The sequence below is a fragment of the Plantactinospora sp. DSM 117369 genome, assembly GCF_053764795.1.
In genome coordinates, this window is the sequence record NZ_CM132446.1 from 2,225,609 (window position 1) to 2,243,324 (window position 17,716).

Annotated in this window: 15 protein-coding genes; 9 read left to right on the top strand and 6 right to left on the bottom strand. The window is 73.3% G+C overall.

Features of this window, described 5'->3' with window-relative positions:
* Positions 1-57 precede the first annotated feature (57 nt).
* A complete protein-coding gene (locus ACSMXO_RS09960; protein ID WP_318395152.1) occupies positions 58-549 on the bottom strand; it encodes a DUF3093 domain-containing protein in 492 nt (163 codons plus the stop codon).
* Between the two features lie 57 nt (positions 550-606).
* On the opposite strand from ACSMXO_RS09960, the gene dut reads away from it, so the two are divergent.
* From dut to ACSMXO_RS09980, 4 genes are all read left to right on the top strand, one after another.
* A complete protein-coding gene (gene dut / locus ACSMXO_RS09965; protein WP_455417459.1) occupies positions 607-1,143 on the top strand; it encodes a dUTP diphosphatase in 537 nt (178 codons plus the stop codon).
* Positions 1,144-1,252: 109 nt separating this feature from the next.
* Entirely contained in the window at positions 1,253-1,990 is a 738-nt protein-coding gene (locus tag ACSMXO_RS09970; protein ID WP_455417460.1) for a DUF3710 domain-containing protein, read from the top strand.
* A 296-nt stretch (positions 1,991-2,286) separates the two neighbouring features.
* Complete coding sequence (locus ACSMXO_RS09975; protein WP_331206888.1) at positions 2,287-2,667, top strand: OB-fold nucleic acid binding domain-containing protein; 381 nt, start codon at positions 2,287-2,289, stop codon at positions 2,665-2,667.
* Between the two features lie 43 nt (positions 2,668-2,710).
* On the top strand, positions 2,711-3,409 hold the full coding sequence (locus ACSMXO_RS09980) for a DUF3159 domain-containing protein (RefSeq protein ID WP_346259610.1): 699 nt from the start codon (positions 2,711-2,713) through the stop codon (positions 3,407-3,409).
* A gap of 39 nt (positions 3,410-3,448) precedes the next feature.
* Here the strand turns inward: ACSMXO_RS09980 and ACSMXO_RS09985 are convergent, their stop codons facing one another.
* Complete coding sequence (locus ACSMXO_RS09985; RefSeq protein ID WP_455417461.1) at positions 3,449-4,141, bottom strand: potassium channel family protein; 693 nt, start codon at positions 4,139-4,141, stop codon at positions 3,449-3,451.
* Position 4,142: 1 nt separating this feature from the next.
* Positions 4,143-4,808 carry a potassium channel family protein gene (locus ACSMXO_RS09990; protein ID WP_107258644.1) on the bottom strand — a complete coding sequence of 222 codons (666 nt, stop codon included), beginning with the start codon at positions 4,806-4,808 and terminating at the stop codon, positions 4,143-4,145.
* Positions 4,809-5,080: 272 nt separating this feature from the next.
* Between ACSMXO_RS09990 and ACSMXO_RS09995 the strand changes: the two genes are divergently transcribed.
* Entirely contained in the window at positions 5,081-7,198 is a 2,118-nt protein-coding gene (locus tag ACSMXO_RS09995; protein ID WP_455417462.1) for an APC family permease, read from the top strand.
* The gene (locus ACSMXO_RS10000) at positions 7,195-8,568 is read left to right on the top strand and encodes a class I SAM-dependent RNA methyltransferase (RefSeq protein WP_455417463.1); all 1,374 of its coding nucleotides are present in this window, start codon (positions 7,195-7,197) and stop codon (positions 8,566-8,568) included. Before ACSMXO_RS09995 ends, ACSMXO_RS10000 begins: the two co-directional genes overlap by 4 nt.
* A 55-nt stretch (positions 8,569-8,623) precedes the next feature.
* Here ACSMXO_RS10000 and ACSMXO_RS10005 read toward each other — a convergent pair whose 3' ends face one another.
* Together ACSMXO_RS10005 and ACSMXO_RS10010 are read right to left on the bottom strand one after the other, a co-directional pair.
* Positions 8,624-9,406, bottom strand: coding sequence for an RNA ligase family protein (locus ACSMXO_RS10005; protein ID WP_455417464.1), 783 nt, complete (start codon positions 9,404-9,406; stop codon positions 8,624-8,626).
* A 163-nt stretch (positions 9,407-9,569) separates the two neighbouring features.
* A complete protein-coding gene (locus ACSMXO_RS10010; RefSeq protein WP_346259605.1) occupies positions 9,570-9,821 on the bottom strand; it encodes a hypothetical protein in 252 nt (83 codons plus the stop codon).
* A 419-nt stretch (positions 9,822-10,240) separates the two neighbouring features.
* On the opposite strand from ACSMXO_RS10010, the gene dxs reads away from it, so the two are divergent.
* Positions 10,241-12,238: a 1-deoxy-D-xylulose-5-phosphate synthase gene (gene dxs / locus ACSMXO_RS10015; RefSeq protein WP_455417465.1), complete on the top strand. Its 1,998-nt coding sequence runs from the start codon at positions 10,241-10,243 to the stop codon at positions 12,236-12,238.
* Between the two features lie 156 nt (positions 12,239-12,394).
* Here the strand turns inward: dxs and ACSMXO_RS10020 are convergent, their stop codons facing one another.
* Positions 12,395-13,588 (bottom strand): hypothetical protein, encoded by a 1,194-nt coding sequence (locus ACSMXO_RS10020; RefSeq protein WP_455417466.1) that lies wholly within the window; start codon positions 13,586-13,588, stop codon positions 12,395-12,397.
* Positions 13,589-13,778: 190 nt separating this feature from the next.
* On the opposite strand from ACSMXO_RS10020, the gene ACSMXO_RS10025 reads away from it, so the two are divergent.
* On the top strand, positions 13,779-15,770 hold the full coding sequence (locus ACSMXO_RS10025) for a hypothetical protein (protein ID WP_455417467.1): 1,992 nt from the start codon (positions 13,779-13,781) through the stop codon (positions 15,768-15,770).
* Entirely contained in the window at positions 15,767-17,686 is a 1,920-nt protein-coding gene (locus ACSMXO_RS10030; RefSeq protein WP_455417468.1) for a hypothetical protein, read from the top strand. Before ACSMXO_RS10025 ends, ACSMXO_RS10030 begins: the two co-directional genes overlap by 4 nt.
* Positions 17,687-17,716: the final 30 nt, after the last annotated feature.

Genomic DNA, 17,716 nt, shown 5'->3' on the forward strand with positions numbered 1-17,716 from the left:
GCCTTGCCCGGGTGCGGGTCCAGGTGGGCGGTGGACCGGGTGCGGGTCGGGCGGCGGTCAGTCCGGGTCGCGGGCCGCGAGGATCGCCTCGGCCAGGCGTACCGGATGGCGGGAGCTGATCACCCAGTAGGGTGTCGGGTCGGCCGGGTCGTCGAGGACCACCTGCACCGCTCCCGGCACCCACGGACGCTGCACCACGAACGCCAGCGGGTCGGCACCGACGCCGAGCACCTCACGCCGGCCCTCGGCGTCCAGCGGGATCGCGTCGGCGACGAACCGCACCGGCAGCCGGGCGTCGTCGACCAGGAGTTCGCCGTCGCGTACGGCGATCCGGATCCGGCCGAGCCAGCCGAGACCGACGGCGGCCAACGGCAGCAGCACCACGAAGGGCAGCCAGGCGCGTACGCCGGTGGAACCGAGCCAGAGTTCGGTGGCCAGCAGCCCGGCGGCGGCGATCCCGGCCAGCCAGAGCCACCAGGGCAGGGTCAGCCGCTCGGCGTACCGGGCACGGGCCGGGACGACGGCGGGCTCGGAACTTGTCGGGGCCACGCTGGAAGGGTACGGCCCGACGCGCCCGGTCGACCCGGCAGGATGGGGGCAGCACCGATGGATCCGCGAACCTGCCAGGAGAGTGAGAGCGTGACGCACGTGCTGCCCGTACCTGTCCGGCGACTCGACCCCGACCTGCCACTGCCGGCGTACGCCCATCCGGGTGACGCCGGAGCGGACCTGGTCGCCGCCGAGGAGGTCGAGATCCCGCCCGGCCAGTGGCGGCTGGTCCGGACCGGTGTCGCGCTGGCCCTGCCCGCCGGGTACGTCGGGCTGGTCCATCCGCGGTCGGGGCTGGCGGCCAGGCTCGGTGTGACCGTGCTCAACGCGCCCGGTACGGTCGACGCCGGTTACCGGGGCGAGATCCTGGTCAACCTGATCAATCACGACCGGGTCACCCCGGCGAAGATCTCCCGGGGGGACCGGATCGCGCAGCTCGTGGTGCAGCGGGTGGAGCGGGTCGAGTTCCTCCCCGTCGACGAGTTGCCCGACTCCGTCCGGGGCGCGGGCGGGCACGGCTCGACCGGGGGGCACGCCGGACTGGTCGCCGCCGACCACCGGGGCGAGCGGGTCGAGGGGACGGAGAGCCGGTGAACCCGCCGGAAAGAGTGCCCGGGTCGGCCCACGCCGCACACCGTGCCCGACAATGCGAGTGAGATCCGCCCACCCGGCAGCCGGAAACGGAAGGTAGCAGGTAAGCACGATGATCTTCTCCCGAGGACGCGGCGGGCGCCACTCCCGCGACGAGCGCTCCGGTCGGCAGTCGGCCGACACCCAGGACCTCGCCGCCGCGGCCGAGCCCGAGGGGCCCAGGCGCGGGCCGTACGACATCGGCGACGCGCCGCCGGACGTGCAGCGGCTCGACCTGGGCAGCCTGCGCATCCCGGCCGTACCGGACGTGGAGGTACGCGTCCAGGCCAACCCGGACGGGGTGATCCAGCAGGTCGTCCTGGTGCACGGCGAGAGCGCCCTCCAGTTGGGGGTCTTCGCGGCGCCGCGTACCGAGGACATCTGGCCGGAGTGGCGGGAGGAGATCCGCACCTCGCTGGCGGCCGACGGGGTGGTGGCCGAGGAGGTGGACGGCGAGTACGGCACCGAACTGCGCGCCCGGGTCCGTACCCCGGACGGCGGCGTCGCCGACCTGCGGTTCGTCGGCGTGGACGGGCCGCGTTGGATGATCCAGGGCGTCTTCCAGGGGCGTGCCGCCAGCGACCCGGTCGCGGCCGGACCGCTCGCCGAGTGCCTGAACGGGCTGGTGGTCGACCGGGGTCAGGAGGCCAAGCCGGTCCGCGAGCCGCTGCCGCTGCGGCTGCCCCGCGAGGCGGCTGCCGAGGCCGAGCCGCAGCCGGACGGCGACGGGTCCGGGCCGCCGGTCAACGGGGTGGTCTCCGGCCACCAGCACCCGCACCGGTCCGAACCGAGACCCCGCCGCGACGTCTGACCACTGCCCGCCGGGTACCCGCTCCGGTGGGTGCCGGGGCGGTCGTGGCGGCGGCCCCGTCCGGCCGCCGGCCTGCGTCCGCCGGCATCCGGACGCGGCCGCCGGCGGGACCTGCCCGGGCGGATTCCGGAGGTCAGGGGGCCACCGGTCCGGGCGTGGACGGCAGGCGGGTCGGCAAGCCGCCACCAGGCGGCAGGTGCGCGCGTGCCGAACCGGCGTACGCTTGCGGGACGGCTTCACGCCAGTCGTGTCGAGGACGCGCCGGGCGGGCGCGTCGAGGAGGGTGACACCGGGTCATGGCGACCGACCAGGGCCGAGTCTCGTGGCGGGGCTTCCTGCAACGGCTGACCGCGAGCGAGGCCGAAATCGAGGCCGAGGAGTTGCTCCGGGAGAGCGCCGAGTGCGGCAGCACCCCGGCCGGGCAGTGCAGCCGCGGACAGGTGGTGTCGGTCTCGGGTCGGCTCCGCACCGTGGTCTACACCCCCCGGACGAACCTGCCGACCCTGGAGGCGGACCTCTACGACGGCAGCGACATCGTGACCCTGGTCTGGCTGGGCCGCCGGCACATCTCCGGGATCGAGCCGGGCCGGCAATTGACCGCGCGCGGTCGCATGGCGGTACGGGATGACCGTAAAGTCATCTACAACCCGTACTACGAGCTGGAGTCGCCGCGGTGAGCACGGACGGCGTCGACTCCGGCCGCGACCGGAAGATACCCAGATGACCGCTGGACAGCCCCGCACCGACAGCACGGGCAGCGACCCGACGGCCGGCCGGACCGAGGAGGAGGAACCGCTTCCCAGCCTGACCGAGCAGATGGCCGAGCAGCTCGGCGGCTGGCGGGGGATGGTCGAGTCCAGCGTCCCCGTGGTCGTCTTCGTCGCGGTCAACATCATCACCGAGCTGCGTCCGGCGGTGATCGCCTCGGTGGCGGTCGCGGTGCTGATCGCGGTCGTCCGGCTCTTCCAGCGGCGGCCGGTCCGGCACGCCGTCAACGGCCTGGTCGGGATCGGCATCGGCGCCATGATCGCCTGGCGTACGGGTGACGAGCGGGACTTCTACCTGCCCGGCATCCTCTACGGCATCGCCTACGGGTTGGTGCTGCTCGGTTCGGCGGTGATCCGCCAGCCACTGGTCGGCTGGATCTGGTCCATCATCGCCGCCGGTGGCCGGTCCGAGTGGCGGCAGGATCCCCGGCTGGTCCGCACCTTCACCCGGCTCACCGTGCTGTGGGGCGTGGTGTGGCTGGCCAAGGTCGGTGTGCAGGCCGGGCTCTATCTGGCCGACATGGACACCGCGCTCGGCATCGCCCGGCTGCTGCTCGGCTACCCGCCGTACGCGCTGCTGCTGGTGATCACCATCTGGGCGGTCCGCCGGGTGAACCGGGTGCCGGCCGTACCGGCCCCGCTCGGCGGCTGATCGCCGTCGGCCGGCCCCGCCCGATCGGCTCCTGCCGGTTCAGCCGCTGCTGCTGCGGGTCCGTTCGACGCTGTCCGGACCGAGGATCACCTTGCGGACCTCGTCCTCGACCTCGGCGGTGCAGACGAAGATCAGCTCGTCGCCGGCCTCCAGCGGGTCGTCCGGGCTCGGCACCAGCACCCGCTTGCCGCGCAGGATGGCGGTGAGCGCCGAGTCCCGGGGCAACGGCACGGAGTGGACCGGATGCCCGACGTACGGGGCGGTCGGCGGCAGGGTGATCTCGACCAGGTTCGCCTCACCCTGCCGGAACGTCATCAGCCGGACCAGGTCGCCGACGGTCACCGCCTCCTCGACCAGGGCCGCCATCACCCGAGGCTTGCTGACCGCCACGTCGACACCCCACTGGTCGGTGAAGAGCCACTCGTTCTCGGCCCGGTTGATCCGGGCGACCACCCGGGGAACCGCGAACTCCGTCTTGGCCAGCAGCGAGACCACCAGGTTGACCTTGTCGTCGCCGGTGGCGGCCACCACCACGTCGCAGCTCGCCAGGTCGGCCTCCTCGAGGCTGGCCAGCTCGCAGGCGTCGGCGAGTACCCACTCGGCGGCCGGTACCCGCTCCGGGCGGAGCATCTTCGGCTTCCGCTCGATCAGCATCACCTGGTGCCCGTTCTCGATCAGCTCCTGGGCGATCGAGCGGCCCACGTTGCCGGCGCCGGCGATGGCGACCCGCATGTCAGCGCCCTCCTTCCGGCGGCGAACCCGCCACCGTCGTCACCTGGTCGGCGATGTCGTCGGTGACCAGCATGGAGACCTGGTCGCCCTCCTGGAGCACGCTGGACGCGGTCGGCAGGGCGGCGATGCCGAACCGGGTCAGGTATCCGACCCGGGCCCCGGTGGCCTCCTCCAGCCCGCGTACCGGCCGGCCGATCCAGTCGTCGTGCACCGGTACCTCGATGATCGAGACAGTGCTGGTCGGGTCGCGGAAGATCTCCACGTGTCCCTCCGGCACCAGGTGCCGGACGATCCGGTCGGCGGTCCACCGGACCGTGGCCACGGTCGGGATGCCGAGCCGCTCGTAGACCTGGGCGCGCTTGGAGTCGTAGATCCGGGCCACCACCCGGGAGACGCCGTACGTCTCGCGGGCCAGCCGGGCCGAGATGATGTTGGAGTTGTCGCCGCTGGAGACGGCGGCGAAGCCGTCGGCCCGCTCGATGCCGGCCTGGCGGAGCACCTCCGCGTCGAACCCGGCGCCGGTGACGGTGATCCCGCCGAAGTCCGGGCCGAGCCGGCGGAACGCGTCCGCGTCCTGGTCGATGACGGCCACCGAGTGGCCGCGCGACTCCAGGTTGTGCGCGAGGGTCGAACCGACCCGGCCACAGCCCATGATCACGACGTGCAAGGTAAGTCCTCCCGGGTCACCGCGGGACCGACCCGTCCGGTGGGGTGATGTCACCCTGAGCGTAGTCATCCGGCCATCCGCCCGTGCTGCCCGACCTCCCGCGCCGCCGGATCTCCGGGCGCGTCCCGGCCTCGGGAGCGGTCGGACGGCATGGCCCCGCACGCTTGGCGCTGGGCGATCGGTCCGTCCCGGGTGCCGGGTCGGCCGGCTCACCGGGAAGATCGGCCGCACCGCCCGACCGGGCGAATCCGGCAGCCGTACCCTTAGCGGTTGTGGCCAGTCCCACCTCGCTAGTCAAGCGCCTGCTGCTGGGCCGACCCTTCCGGTCGGACAAGCTGCAGCACACCCTGCTGCCGAAGCGCATCGCGCTGCCGGTCTTCGCCTCCGACGCGCTCTCCAGCGTGGCGTACGCCCCGGACGAGATCCTGCTGACGCTGTCGATCGCCGGCACCTCGGCGTACCTCTTCTCGCCGTGGGTCGCCCTGGCCGTCGTGGTGGTGATGCTCACCGTGGTGGCGAGCTACCGGCAGAACGTGCACGCGTACCCCTCCGGCGGCGGCGACTACGAGGTGGCCACCGTCAACCTCGGGCCGAAGTTCGGCGTCGGGGTGGCCAGCGCGCTGCTGGTCGACTACGTGCTGACCGTCGCGGTCTCGGTCTCCTCCGGGGTGGCCAACCTCGGGTCGGTGCTGCCGTACGTCTCCGAGCACCGGGTCGGGGTCGCGGTGACCGCGGTGGTCGTGCTGAGCGCGATCAACCTGCGCGGGCTGCGGGAGTCCGGCACCGCGTTCGCGATCCCGACCTACGGCTTCATGATCGTGATCATCGGGATGATCCTCACCGGGCTGATCCGGATCTTCGTCCTCGGCCACGACCTCCGGGCCCCGAGCGCCGATTTGATGGTCAGCGCCGAGCACGCCAACCTGACCGCCTTCGCGATGGCCTTCCTGCTGCTCCGGGCCTTCTCCTCGGGCTGCGCCGCGCTGACCGGGGTGGAGGCGATCTCCAACGGCGTACCCGCGTTCAAGCCGCCGAAGAGCCGCAACGCCGCCACCACACTGCTGCTGCTCGGCTCGGTGGCGATCGTCATGATCATGGGCATCATCTGGCTGTCCCGGCTGACCGGCCTGCAGTTCATGGAGAACCCGGCCCGGCAACTCGAACACGGCCCGGTCGACTACGTGCAGAAGACCGTGACCGTCCAGCTCGGCCAGGCCATCTTCGGCAGCGGGATCCTGCTCTTCGTGGTGGCCGGCGCGACCGCGCTGATCCTGTTCCTGGCCGCCAACACCGCGTTCAACGGCTTCCCGGTGCTCGGCTCGATCCTGGCGCAGGACCGCTACCTGCCCCGGCAGTTGCACACCCGGGGCGATCGGCTGGCGTTCTCCAACGGCATCGTCTTCCTCGCGCTGACCGCGATCCTGCTGATCGTCGCCTTCCAGGCCGAGGTGACCCGGCTGATCCAGCTCTACATCGTCGGCGTCTTCGTCTCGTTCACGCTCTCCCAGGCGGGGATGATCCGGCACTGGAACCGGATGCTGCGTACCGAGCGCGACCCGGTCGTCCGGCGGAGGATGGTCCGGTCCCGGGCCATCAACGCCTTCGGGATGGGCCTGACCGGGGCCGTACTGGTGGTCGTCCTGATCACCAAGTTCCTGCTCGGCGCCTGGATCGCCATCGCCGCGATGGCCGTGATCTACGCCATGATGCTGGGCATCCGCCGGCACTACGACCGGATCGCCGCCGAGCTGACCCCGGCCGAGGGCCGCCCGGTGCTGCCGGCCCGCAACCACGCGATCGTGCTGGTCAGCAAGGTGCACCAGCCGACCCTGCGGGCGGTCGCCTACGCCCAGGCGACCCGGCCGGACACCCTGACCGCGCTGACCGTGAACGTCGACGAGGCGGACACCCGGGCGGTGCAGGCCGAGTGGGAACGGCACGGGGTGACCGTCCCGCTGACCGTGATCGACTCGCCGTACCGGGAGATCACCCGGCCGATCCTCGACTTCGTCGCGTCGGCGCGCCGGGAGTCGCCGCGCGACGTGGTCACCGTCTTCATCCCGGAGTACGTCGTCGGGCACTGGTGGGAGAACCTGCTGCACAACCAGAGCGCGCTGCGGATCAAGGGCCGGCTGCTCTTCGAGCCCGGGGTGATGGTGACCAGCGTGCCGTGGCAGCTCGCCTCCACCGCCCGGAAGAACCTGGACCGGTTCGACGCCACCCTCAGCCGCGGACCGGCCCGGGGCCCGCGCGGCAGTGCCGTCGGTGGCCTGCTCGGGCCCCCGCCGTCGAACACCGCCGCCGCGCCGGCGCCGCCGCCTCCGCTGGCCGGTACCGACCTCGACGAGCCTCCGCCCGCCCCCGGGCGGGACACGGCCGGTCCCCGATGAGCGCCGGGGAGCGGTCCCGGGTGCCCTCGGTGGGCCCCGGTGAAGCGGAGCGGGTCGAGCTGACCGTCGGGCCGGTGGCGCACGGCGGGCACTGCGTGGCCCGGCTGGACGGGCAGGTGGTCTTCGTCCGGCACGCGCTGCCGGGGGAGCGGGTGATCGCCGAGATCACCGAGGTACGCCGGGACTTCCTGCGGGCGGACGCGGTGACCGTACTCGACGCCTCGCCGGACCGGGTCGTCCCGCCGTGCCCGTGGGCGGGGCCGGACCGGTGCGGCGGCTGCGACCTCCAGCACGTCGCACCGGCGGCGCAGCGGCACTGGAAGGCCGAGGTGGTACGCGAGCAGCTCCGCCGGCTGGCCCGGCTGACCCCGGAGGAGATCACCGAGCTGGACGTCCGGGTCGACGAGCTGCCCGGCGGCCCGCTCGGCTGGCGCTCCCGGGTCCGGTACGCCGTCGACGCCGCCGGCCGGCCCGGGCTGCTCAAGCACCGCTCGCACGAGGTGGTCCCGATCGACCGGTGCCGGATCGCCCGCCCGGCGATCCAGGAGCTGCCGGTGCTGGCGCCCAGCGGCCGGCTCTGGCCCGACGCCGACCTGGTGGAGGTGGTCGCCTCCTCGGCCGGCGACGTGACCGTACGCGGGCGGCGCGGTACGGGCCTGCCCGGTGGCGACCTGGGCGACGCCGCCGTCCCGCCAGGCGGCGGGCCGACCGGTGCCGGCGGGCCGGATCACCGGTCGGAGCGGACCGCCGGAGTGCCGACCGGGGACGGAGTGCCGACCGGGGACGGGACGGCGGAGCGGGTCCGGGAGGTGGCGATCGGCCGGACGTGGCGGCTGCCGCCAGAGGCGTTCTGGCAGGTGCATCCGGCGGCGGCGGAGACGCTGGCGACGGCCGTACTCGACCTGCTGGCGCCGCGGGCCGGCGAGTCCGCCTGGGACCTCTACGGCGGCGCCGGGCTCTTCGCGGCGGCGCTGGCCGGCCGGGTCGGCCCGGCCGGCCGGATCACCCTGGTGGAATCGGCGGAGCCGGCGGTCGGGGCCGCCCGGGACAACCTGCGCGACCTGCCGCAGATCGAGGTGGTCCGGGCGTCGGTCGGGCCGGCGCTGCGGCGGCGTCGGATCGTCGGGCCGGTCGACCTGGTGGTGCTGGACCCGCCGCGCACCGGTGCCGGTGCCGAGGTCGTCCGGGCGGTCGCCGCGGCCACCACCCGGGCGGTGGCCTACGTGGCCTGCGACCCGGCCGCCTTCGCCCGGGACGCCCGGACGTTCCGGGAGGCGGGCTGGCGGCTCGCCGCGCTACGCGGGTACGACCTCTTCCCGATGACCCAGCACGTGGAGCTGGTGGCGCTGCTGCTGCCGAGCGAGGGCTGAGCCCGGCCGGCGGCGGCGGTCGACACCCGGACCGGGGTCGACCTCCGCCGCCGGCTCAGCGGCCGGTACGGCGGCGCTTCAGGGTCCGCTCGTAGTCCTGGAACCGCGCCTTGGCGATCGCCGAGCGGGTCTCCGAACGCAGCACGATGCCCTCGGCGCGGCCCGGCGTACCGTCCAGGGCCACCGTCGTGGCCGGCAGGAGCTCGCCGAGGAGCCGGTGGGTCTTCTCCAGGTCGGTGGGCAGCTCGGCGGCGTCGACCGTGGCCAGCCGGGGGACCGTCGGCAGCCCGGCGGAATCGGCCCGGGCCAGCAGCTCCGGCTCGGCGAGGAACGGCTGACCCGCCGACTCCCGCCAGGACGAGATCCGCTCGACCGGCCAGTCCAGCAGCTCGGCGTAGTCGTCCAGCACGACCACGTCGAAGAGCCGGGCACCCACCGCCCGGGTCTCGGTGTAGTGCTTCGACGCGGCGGTCACCTTGCCGCCGTAGACCTCCAGGTAGTGCACCACGACGGCGTCCCGGTCGACCGGTGGCAACCGGTCGGCGATCGGCCGGAGCGCCTCGACGATGCCGAGCGCCGGGTTGCCGATCAGGTCACCCCGGGCGTAGAGCAGCTCCTCGCGGCTGCCGATCAGGTAACTGCCGTCCGGCAGCGAGACGATCCGACCGTTCGTACCGTCGACCTTCTCGGTCAGATGGACCCGGCCGGAGAAGGCGACGGCCTCGTCGAGCAGCCCGCCGTTGCGCGGGTCGAGCGAGTGGTAGGTCGGGATGGACGGGTACTTCGTCAAGGAGTTGACGGCGACCAGGTTCGCCGTACGGACGTTGAAGTCGGACATGCTGCCTCCCCGCGATCTGCCTGCCGTCCACCCACCGGTGGTTCCGCGGCAACTCTGCGGGATCGCCGACCGGGCGGGCAAGGCGGTTTCCGGCGCGGCGACCGGCGCGGCGTCGCGGGAATCGACGCGGATTCGAGGGGGAGCGGGCGGGTCCGATCCGGGTTCAGCCAGTGGCGTGCAGGGCGGACCGGGGCGCCGTGGGGACCGCCTCCGTATCCCGGCGGGCGGCCCGGGCGGCGGCCCGGTCGCGGAGCCGGATCCAGGCGATGATCAGCAGAATCAGCGGCAGCAGCGGCAGCGCGACCAGCAGCACGATGCCGACCGCGAGGACCTGGCCGGCGGCGTACCGGCCGGAGGTCGGGGTGGTTCGGGCGCGGCCGGGGGACCACTCGGGGCGGGAGTCAGCAGGCGACATGGCGAGACCTTAGGGGAGGGTGGGTTACCGGCCATGCTACGGCCCTTGGCGGCATCTGCCCGATTTTTCGTTCGTTCGGCGGAACGGACCCACCACTCGCGGTGCGGAGTCATCGACTGTCCGCAACGGCGGCGCCGTCCGGTCAACGGGACTCTGCTGATCGCCAGCCGCCGGGAACCGGCCGGCGAAGCGGTTCGCCCGCCGGACCGCTCCCGATCGGCTACCCTGGCGCGCCGGGGTGCGCGCTCAACCTCTGCAACTGGACGGCGCGGGGCCGTCCGTGGCACTGCTTCGGCGGCCCGGCTGCGGGCCGGTCCGGCCCCGATAGACTCTGCGGCTATGAGCCTGTGTAGGGAGCGAATCAGCCAGCCCAGCGCCGTGCGGCCCGATACCCCTGCCGAGCGCGGCGAGGTGACGGCATGACCGTGGAGGAGTCGGAGACGTCCGCCGGACGGCTGTTGGGCGCGGTCCGTGGACCGCAGGACGTCAAACGGATGTCCGCCGAGGAGCTGGCGTCGCTCGCCGCCGAGATCCGGGACTTCCTGGTCGCGAAGGTCTCCCGGACCGGCGGGCACCTCGGCCCGAACCTCGGGGTGGTCGAGCTGACCCTGGCCATGCACCGGGTCTTCGACTCGCCCCGGGACCGTTTCCTGTTCGACACCGGGCACCAGGCGTACGTGCACAAGATGCTCACCGGGCGGCAGGAGGGCTTCGACCAGCTCCGCCAGCGTGGTGGCCTGTCCGGCTATCCGAGCCAGGCGGAGAGCGAGCACGACCTGATCGAGAACTCGCACGCCTCGACCGCGCTCTCCTATGCGGACGGGCTGGCCAAGGCGTACGCGCTGCGCGGCGAGTCGCGCAACGTCGTGGCGGTGGTCGGCGACGGGGCGTTGACCGGGGGCATGTGCTGGGAGGCGCTGAACAACATCGCCGCCGCCCGCAACCCACTGGTCATCGTGGTCAACGACAACGGCCGGTCGTACGCGCCGACGATCGGCGGTCTGGCCGACCACCTGGCCACACTGCGGCTCAACCCCGGCTACGAGAAGGTGCTGGACACCGTCAAGGAGGCGCTCGGCTCCACCCCGCTGGTCGGCAAGCCGATGTACGAGGTGCTGCACGCGGTCAAGAAGGGCATCAAGGACGCGGTCGCGCCGCAGGCGATGTTCGAGGACCTCGGTATCAAGTACTTCGGCCCGGTCGACGGGCACGACGTGGCCGCGATGGAGTCGGCGCTGCGCCGGGCCAAGGGCTTCGGCGGGCCGGTGATAGTGCACGCGGTGACCCGCAAGGGTCTGGGCTACCGGCCGGCCGAGGAGGACGACGCCGACTGCCTGCACGGCCCGAGCAGCGCCTTCGACGTGGAGACCGGCAAGCTGCTGGCCGCCCCGTCGGTGAAGTGGACGCACGTCTTCGCCGACGAGCTGGTCGCGATCGCCGACGAGCGGCCGGACGTGGTCGGGATCACCGCCGCGATGGCCGAGCCGACCGGTATCGCCGCACTGGCCCGGAAGTACCCGGAGCGGGTCTACGACGTCGGCATCGCCGAGCAGCACGCGGCCACCTCGGCCGCCGGCCTCGCCATGGGCGGCCTGCATCCGGTGGTGGCGGTCTACGCGACCTTCCTCAACCGCGCCTTCGACCAGGTGCTGCTCGACGTCGCGATGCACAAGCTGCCGGTGACGTTCGTGCTGGACCGGGCCGGGATCACCGGCCCGGACGGGCCGAGCCACTACGGCATCTGGGACATGTCGGTCTTCGGCGTGGTGCCCGGGCTGCGGATCGCCGCGCCCCGGGACGCCGCGACGCTCCGGGCGGAGCTGCGCGAGGCGGTCGCCGTGGAGGACGGCCCGACCATCCTGCGCTTCCCGACCGGTGCCGTCGTCGCCGACCTGCCGGCGGTACGCCGGATCACCGCCACCGGCTCGGTCTCCGGCGGGGTGGACGTACTCGCCGAGTCCGCCCGGACCGACGTCCTGCTGGTCGCGGTCGGCGCGTTCGGGCAGCTCGGCGTCGAGGTGGCCGCCCGGGTCGCCGAGCAGGGCTACGGCGTGACGGTGGTCGACCCGCGCTGGGTCCGGCCGGTCCCGCCGGAGCTGGTCACGCTGGCCGGCAGCCACCGGCTGGTGGTCACGGTCGAGGACGGCGTACGCGCCGGTGGGGTCGGTGACGCGCTGGCCAAGGCGCTGCGCGACGCCGACCTCCGGGTGCCGGTACGCGACCTCGGCGTGCCGCCGGTCTGGCAGCCGCACGGCACCCGGGCGCAGATCCTCGCCGACCTGGGGCTGACCGCGCAGGACGTGGCCCGGGACGTCACCGGCTGGGTCTCCCAACTCGACGACGAGCCGATCGCGCCGGTGCGGGTGACCGCCCCCAACGGCGACCGGGCGGCGAAGGGACGCAACGGCCGGGGCTGACCGCGAGGGCAGGGCGAAGAGCCTCGCATGATCCCGTTACCTACCTGATGTAGTGGCCTCACCCCGACGGTGAGGCCACTACATCAGTATGAGGCCACTACATCAGTGGAACAGCGCGATCACGGCGACCTGGACCGCCGGAGGCGGGGAAGAGCCTCAGTTGGCGCCGCCGGCAGAGCGGTCGGTGGTCTTGTCCGAGGCGATCAGGCTGAACGTCTCCCGGGTGGCCGGCTTCGGCACCACGACCAGGCCGGGGCGGTCGACCAGTCGGATCGTGTTCGCCGGCAGTGCGAGGCTGGTCTCCGGGCTCGGCTGCCAGACCAGCACCACGACGGGGCTGGACAGCGGCAGGACGTACGCCTGGAGCGGCTCGAGCCGGTCGGCGGCCGAGACCAACGGCGGACCTCCGGCGGGCCGGAGCAGGGCCGCCGTCATCATGCCCTCGTCGGTGCGCCAGCTGAGCTGTTCGAGCTTGGCCGGCTCCTCCCCGGCGCCCACCAGCTCGACCTCGGCCAACTCCTTCGTCGACAGCCGGTCGATCGGCCAGGAGACCGGCACCGATCCGGGGTGGGCCTCGCCGTGCACCCGGTGCGGGATGCTGCCGAACGGCCCGGTCTTGGTGCCGAGAGCGCAGGTGTCGAGGCCGTCCAGCACCTTGGCGCCGGAGCCGGTGTCGTCGCCGACCAGCGGATAGCGCGGCCCGTCGATGCCGGTGCCGAGGTCGATGAGCCGGTCGGCGGCCTTGCCGCTCGGCAGCGACTCGCTGGGGCGCAGCCGGGCGGTGACGGTGCGGGCGGCGCAGGCCGGCAGCGCGACCGGTCCGGTCAGGCCGTCGGTGACGGCCAGTGGCCGGCGGTCCGGCCCGAGGAGCCGGTCCACCCGGGCGGAGACGAGATAGCGCCGGCCGGTCGGCAACTGCACCGGGAGTACGTCGGAGTAGACCAGGTAGCCCGGATCGGTGTATTCGACCGCCCGGTCGACCGTGAACTCCGCACCGTCGCCGGTCAACTGCAACAGCCAGGATCCCGCCTCGCCGGGCACGTCGGCGGCGACCAGCGCGAGCCGGCCGCCGTCGACCTCGCCGAGCCAGAGGATGCCGGAGGAGGGCAGGTGCACCCGGTCCTCGACCGGGGAGCGCCACTCGTCGACGGCCCGGGCCACCGCCGAGGTCGCTTGTGGATCACCGGCCAGGGCGCCCCGCGAGGGCCACACCTGGAGGGTGCCGTCCAGCGTGTCGTAGCCGACCCGGAGCGCGACCGGAGGTTCCTTCGGGACGGTGCCGCACCCGCCGATGAGCAGGGCCAGCGTGAGGGCCGCGCCGACGATCCCGCTCCGAGGGAGTGAACCCACCGCTGTGCTCCCGATCCGCCTCAGTCGTCAACAGAAGCCACATCCTACGAGATCTCGGACGCGGCTCGGGCGCGACCCGGGAAAGCCCGACCGATCGGGGACAGGCGTCCCGGCGACACGACTCGCCCTGCGGAAACCCGCCGCCCAGGCAACTGGGACCAATGGGGTACTCCTGTAGACTCCGCCGACTGTGACGCTTGCCGAGCCACGTCTGCACACCACGCCGGACCCGGAGGGCCCCGAGTCAGGAAGCCGAACGGCGACCGGAACCGACGGGGGCGCGGCGGAGTCGGCGGGTTCGGGCACCGGTTCCGAGACCGGCTCGGGTACCGCGACGGCGGCGGCCGCCGACCGGGAGCAGGCGCGGCGTCCCGGCGACGCGGGCGAGGACGCGGGTACCCCGGACCGGAACACCGGCCAGCCGGCCACCCGGCCGGCCCGCTGGCCCACCTGGCGGCGCGACCTCGCCGTCTACGCCGCCTTCCTGGTCGCCGGTCTCTGGGTGACCAGCCAGATCTGGCTCGACCCGGCCGGCCGGGTCGCCTCGCTCTACAGCAGCGATCCCGCACAGGTGCAGTACTTCCTCGCGCACTCCGTCCGGGTGGTGCTGCACGGCGAGTTCCCGTTCTTCACCGACCGGTTGAACTACCCTGACGGCGTCAACCTGATGGCCAACACGGCGATCCTGGGGCTGGGCATCCCGATGGTGCCCGTGACGCTGCTGTTCGGCCCGGCGGTGTCCTTCGTGGTGCTGGTGACGATCGGCCTGGCCGGCACCGCCTCCGCGTGGTATTACGTGATCTCCCGACACCTGGTCAGCGCCCCGGTCGCGGCGATCGTCGGCGGCTGGTTCTGCGGCTTCTCCCCGGCGCTGCTGTCGCACGCCAACTGGCATCCCAACATCATCTCCCAGTTCCTGTTGCCGTTCATCGTCTGGCGGGTACTGGTGCTGACCCGCTCCACCCGGCCGGTCCGGGACGGCGTGATCCTCGCGCTGCTCGTCACCTACCAGGCGTTCATCAACGAGGAGATCCTGCTCTTCACCGCGATGGCCTGCGGGGTCTTCCTGCTCGCCGTGCTGGCCCAGGAGCCGGCCCGCTGGAAGGCGGCCTGGCGCCCGCTCGGCGCCGGCCTGGCGGTCTGCGCCGTGCTCGCCGGGGCGCTGCTGGCGTACCCGCTGATCGTGCAGTTCGCGGGCCGGCAGGCGTACCACGGGCTCAGCGACGCGGTGCGGGACTACGGCAACGACCTGGCAGCGTTCTTCGTACCCGGCTCCACCACGCTCGGCGGCAACCAGCGGGCCAATCTCGACCTCGCCCCGAACTACTCCGAGGAGAACGCCTTCTTCGGCTGGAGCCTGGCGCTGCTGACCGTGGCGATCGTGGTCTGGCTCCGCCGCGAGGTGGTGATCCGGGCGCTCGCGGTGACCGGCCTGCTCTTCGCGATCCTCTCGCTCGGCGAGCGGATCTCCTGGTGGAACCGGGGCGCCTTCTGGGGGCCCTGGGACATCCTGGTGAAGGCGCCGCTGCTCGACGCGGTGGTGCCGACCCGGTTCGGCCTGATCACCACCGTGGTGATCGGGCTGATCCTCGCGCTCGCCACCGACCGGGCCTGGAAGCTGGAGATCGCCGAGCGGCGGGCGCTGCGTGCCGTGGTGGTGGCCGCGCTGGCGATCGCGCTGGTGCCGATCCTGCCGCTGCCGCTGCGCGAGGTGAGCCGGCCACCGGTGCCGCACTTCATCACCTCCGGACAGTGGCGGCCGTACGTCGGCCCGGACCAGACGCTGGTGCCGGTGCCGATCCCGGCGATGGGGCACACCAACGGGATGCGCTGGGCCGCCGCCACCAATCTCGACTTCAAGATTCCGGGCGGCTACTTCCTCGCTCCCCGCAACGGCAACACCGGCGACCCCGGCCGGTTCGGCGGGCGGCCCAGCGGGCTCAGCGCGGTACTCGACCGGGTCGCCACCAGCGGCCAGCCGGCGACGCTGACCGACCGGCAGCGCCGCCGGGCCCTGGACGAGCTGCGGCACTGGCGGGCCGCGATCCTGGTGCTGCCGGTGCGGCAGGACAACGTCGAGGCGCTGCGCAGCACCGTCGACCAGCTCGCCGGGCCGGCCCGGCGTACCGGCGACGTGTGGCTGTGGGACGTCCGCGCCCTGACCAACCGCACGCCCGGGTGAGCGGGCCGGGTCGACCCGCCGAGACCGCGCCGGACGTCGCGGTCCCGGCGGCCGTGCCGGCGACCAGCAGCGCCGGCCGCCGGGTGCTGGTGCGGCGCATCGCCGCCGACCGGCTCGGCGTACTGCGTGCCTGGTCGATGCGGCGGCGGGGTCCGCTGGTCGACGCGGCGGTCGTGCTGCTCTATCTGGCCGCCGCCGGTTACGTCACCTCCGGGCTCTGGATGCACCGGGACCGGATGACGTACGCCAGCAACGACATGATGCTCTTCGAGTGGATGCTGGCCCGGGCCGCCCGGGCGGTGACCCATCTGGAGAACCCGTTCTACAGCACCGCGTTGAACGCGCCGGACGGGATCAACCTGATGGCGAACACCTCGGTGCTCGGCCTGGGCGTGCCGCTGACCCCGGTGACCCTGCTCTTCGGCTCGCAGACCAGCTATCTGCTCGCGCTCGTGCTCTCGCTGGCCGGTACGGCCACCGCCTGGTATCTCTTCCTGTCCCGGCGGATCGTCGGGTCCCGCCTCGGCGCGGCCGTCGCCGGCCTGTTCTGCGGGTTCGCGCCCGGGATGATCTCCCAGGCCACCGGGCACCTGCACATGATCGCGCAGTTCCTGGTGCCGGCGATCCTCGCGGTGGTCTTCGACCCGCGCACCGACCGGGTGGTCCGGCGTGGCGTACTGCTCGGGGTGCTGGTCGGCTATCAGGTTTTCCTCGGCGAGGAGGTGCTGGCCTTCCTGGTGCTGGCCTGCGGGCTCTTCACCGTCGGCTACGCGGTTTCGGCCCCGGGGACCGCGCGGCGGCTGGCTCCGGCGTTCCTCGGCCGGCTCGGCGTCGGCACCGCAGTCGGGGTGGTGCTGCTGGCGTACCCGCTGTGGTTCCAGTTCTTCGGGCCGGGGCATTATCGCGGACTGCCGTTCGACCCGAAGGCGTACCCGCTGGACCTGGCGTCGTTCACCGCCGCGTCCCGGCAGTCGATCACCGGCCACGACTCGGTGCCGGGCCTGCTCTCACCGAACCTGACCGAGGAGAACTCCTTCTTCGGGCTGGCGCTGATCGTGCTCTGCGCGGTGGTGGCGATCTGGCAGTGGCGGCGGCCGCTGGTGCGGGCGCTGGTGCTCTGCGTACTCGTCTTCGCCGCGCTGTCGTTCGGCGAGGACCTGCGGCTGGGCGGGGAGGTGCTGGACCTGCCCGGCCCGTACCGGCTGGTCTCGGCGCTGCCACTGATCGACCTGGCGGTGCCGGCCCGGTTTCCGCTGATCTGCGTACCGGCCCTGGCGATGCTGCTGGCGCTCTCCTTCGACGAGGTGTTCCGGCGTACGGCGGGCGGCGGCGCGGCGGACACCGGTGCGGTGCCGGAAGCCGGGGCAGGGGTGGCCGGCGCGCGGGTGCCGGTCCGGCTGCTCTGGACCGGGGCGGTGCTCGCCGTACTGCTGCCGGTGGCGCCGACGCCGCTGCACACCAGGCCGGTCTGGCCGGTACCGGACTTCGTCGCCAGCGGCGAATGGCGGTCGTACGTGCCGCCCGGGCGTACCCTGGTGGCGGTGCCGCCGACCAGGGGCTCCGAGGCGACCGCCGGGATGTTCTGGTCGGCCCGGACCGGGCTGGCCTTCACCACCCCGGGCGGCTACTTCATCGGACCCACCGGGCCGGACGATCCGCAGGCCCGCTGGGGAGCGCCGGACCGCCCGACCGCGGTGCTGCTCGACCGGGTCGCCGCCACCGGTGAGGTGCCACCGATCGGTGAGGTCGAACGGCGGCAGGCGGTCGAGGACCTGCGGCACTGGCGGGCCGCGATCGTGGTGCAGGGTGGCCTGCACCGGGGCGTGCCGGTCAGGGAGACTCTCGACCAGTTGCTCGGGCCGGGCCGGGACATCTCCGGCGCCTGGGTGTGGGACGTCCGCGCCCTCGTCGGCTGAGCCGTCGCCCCGTCGTATGGCCCCGTCGTC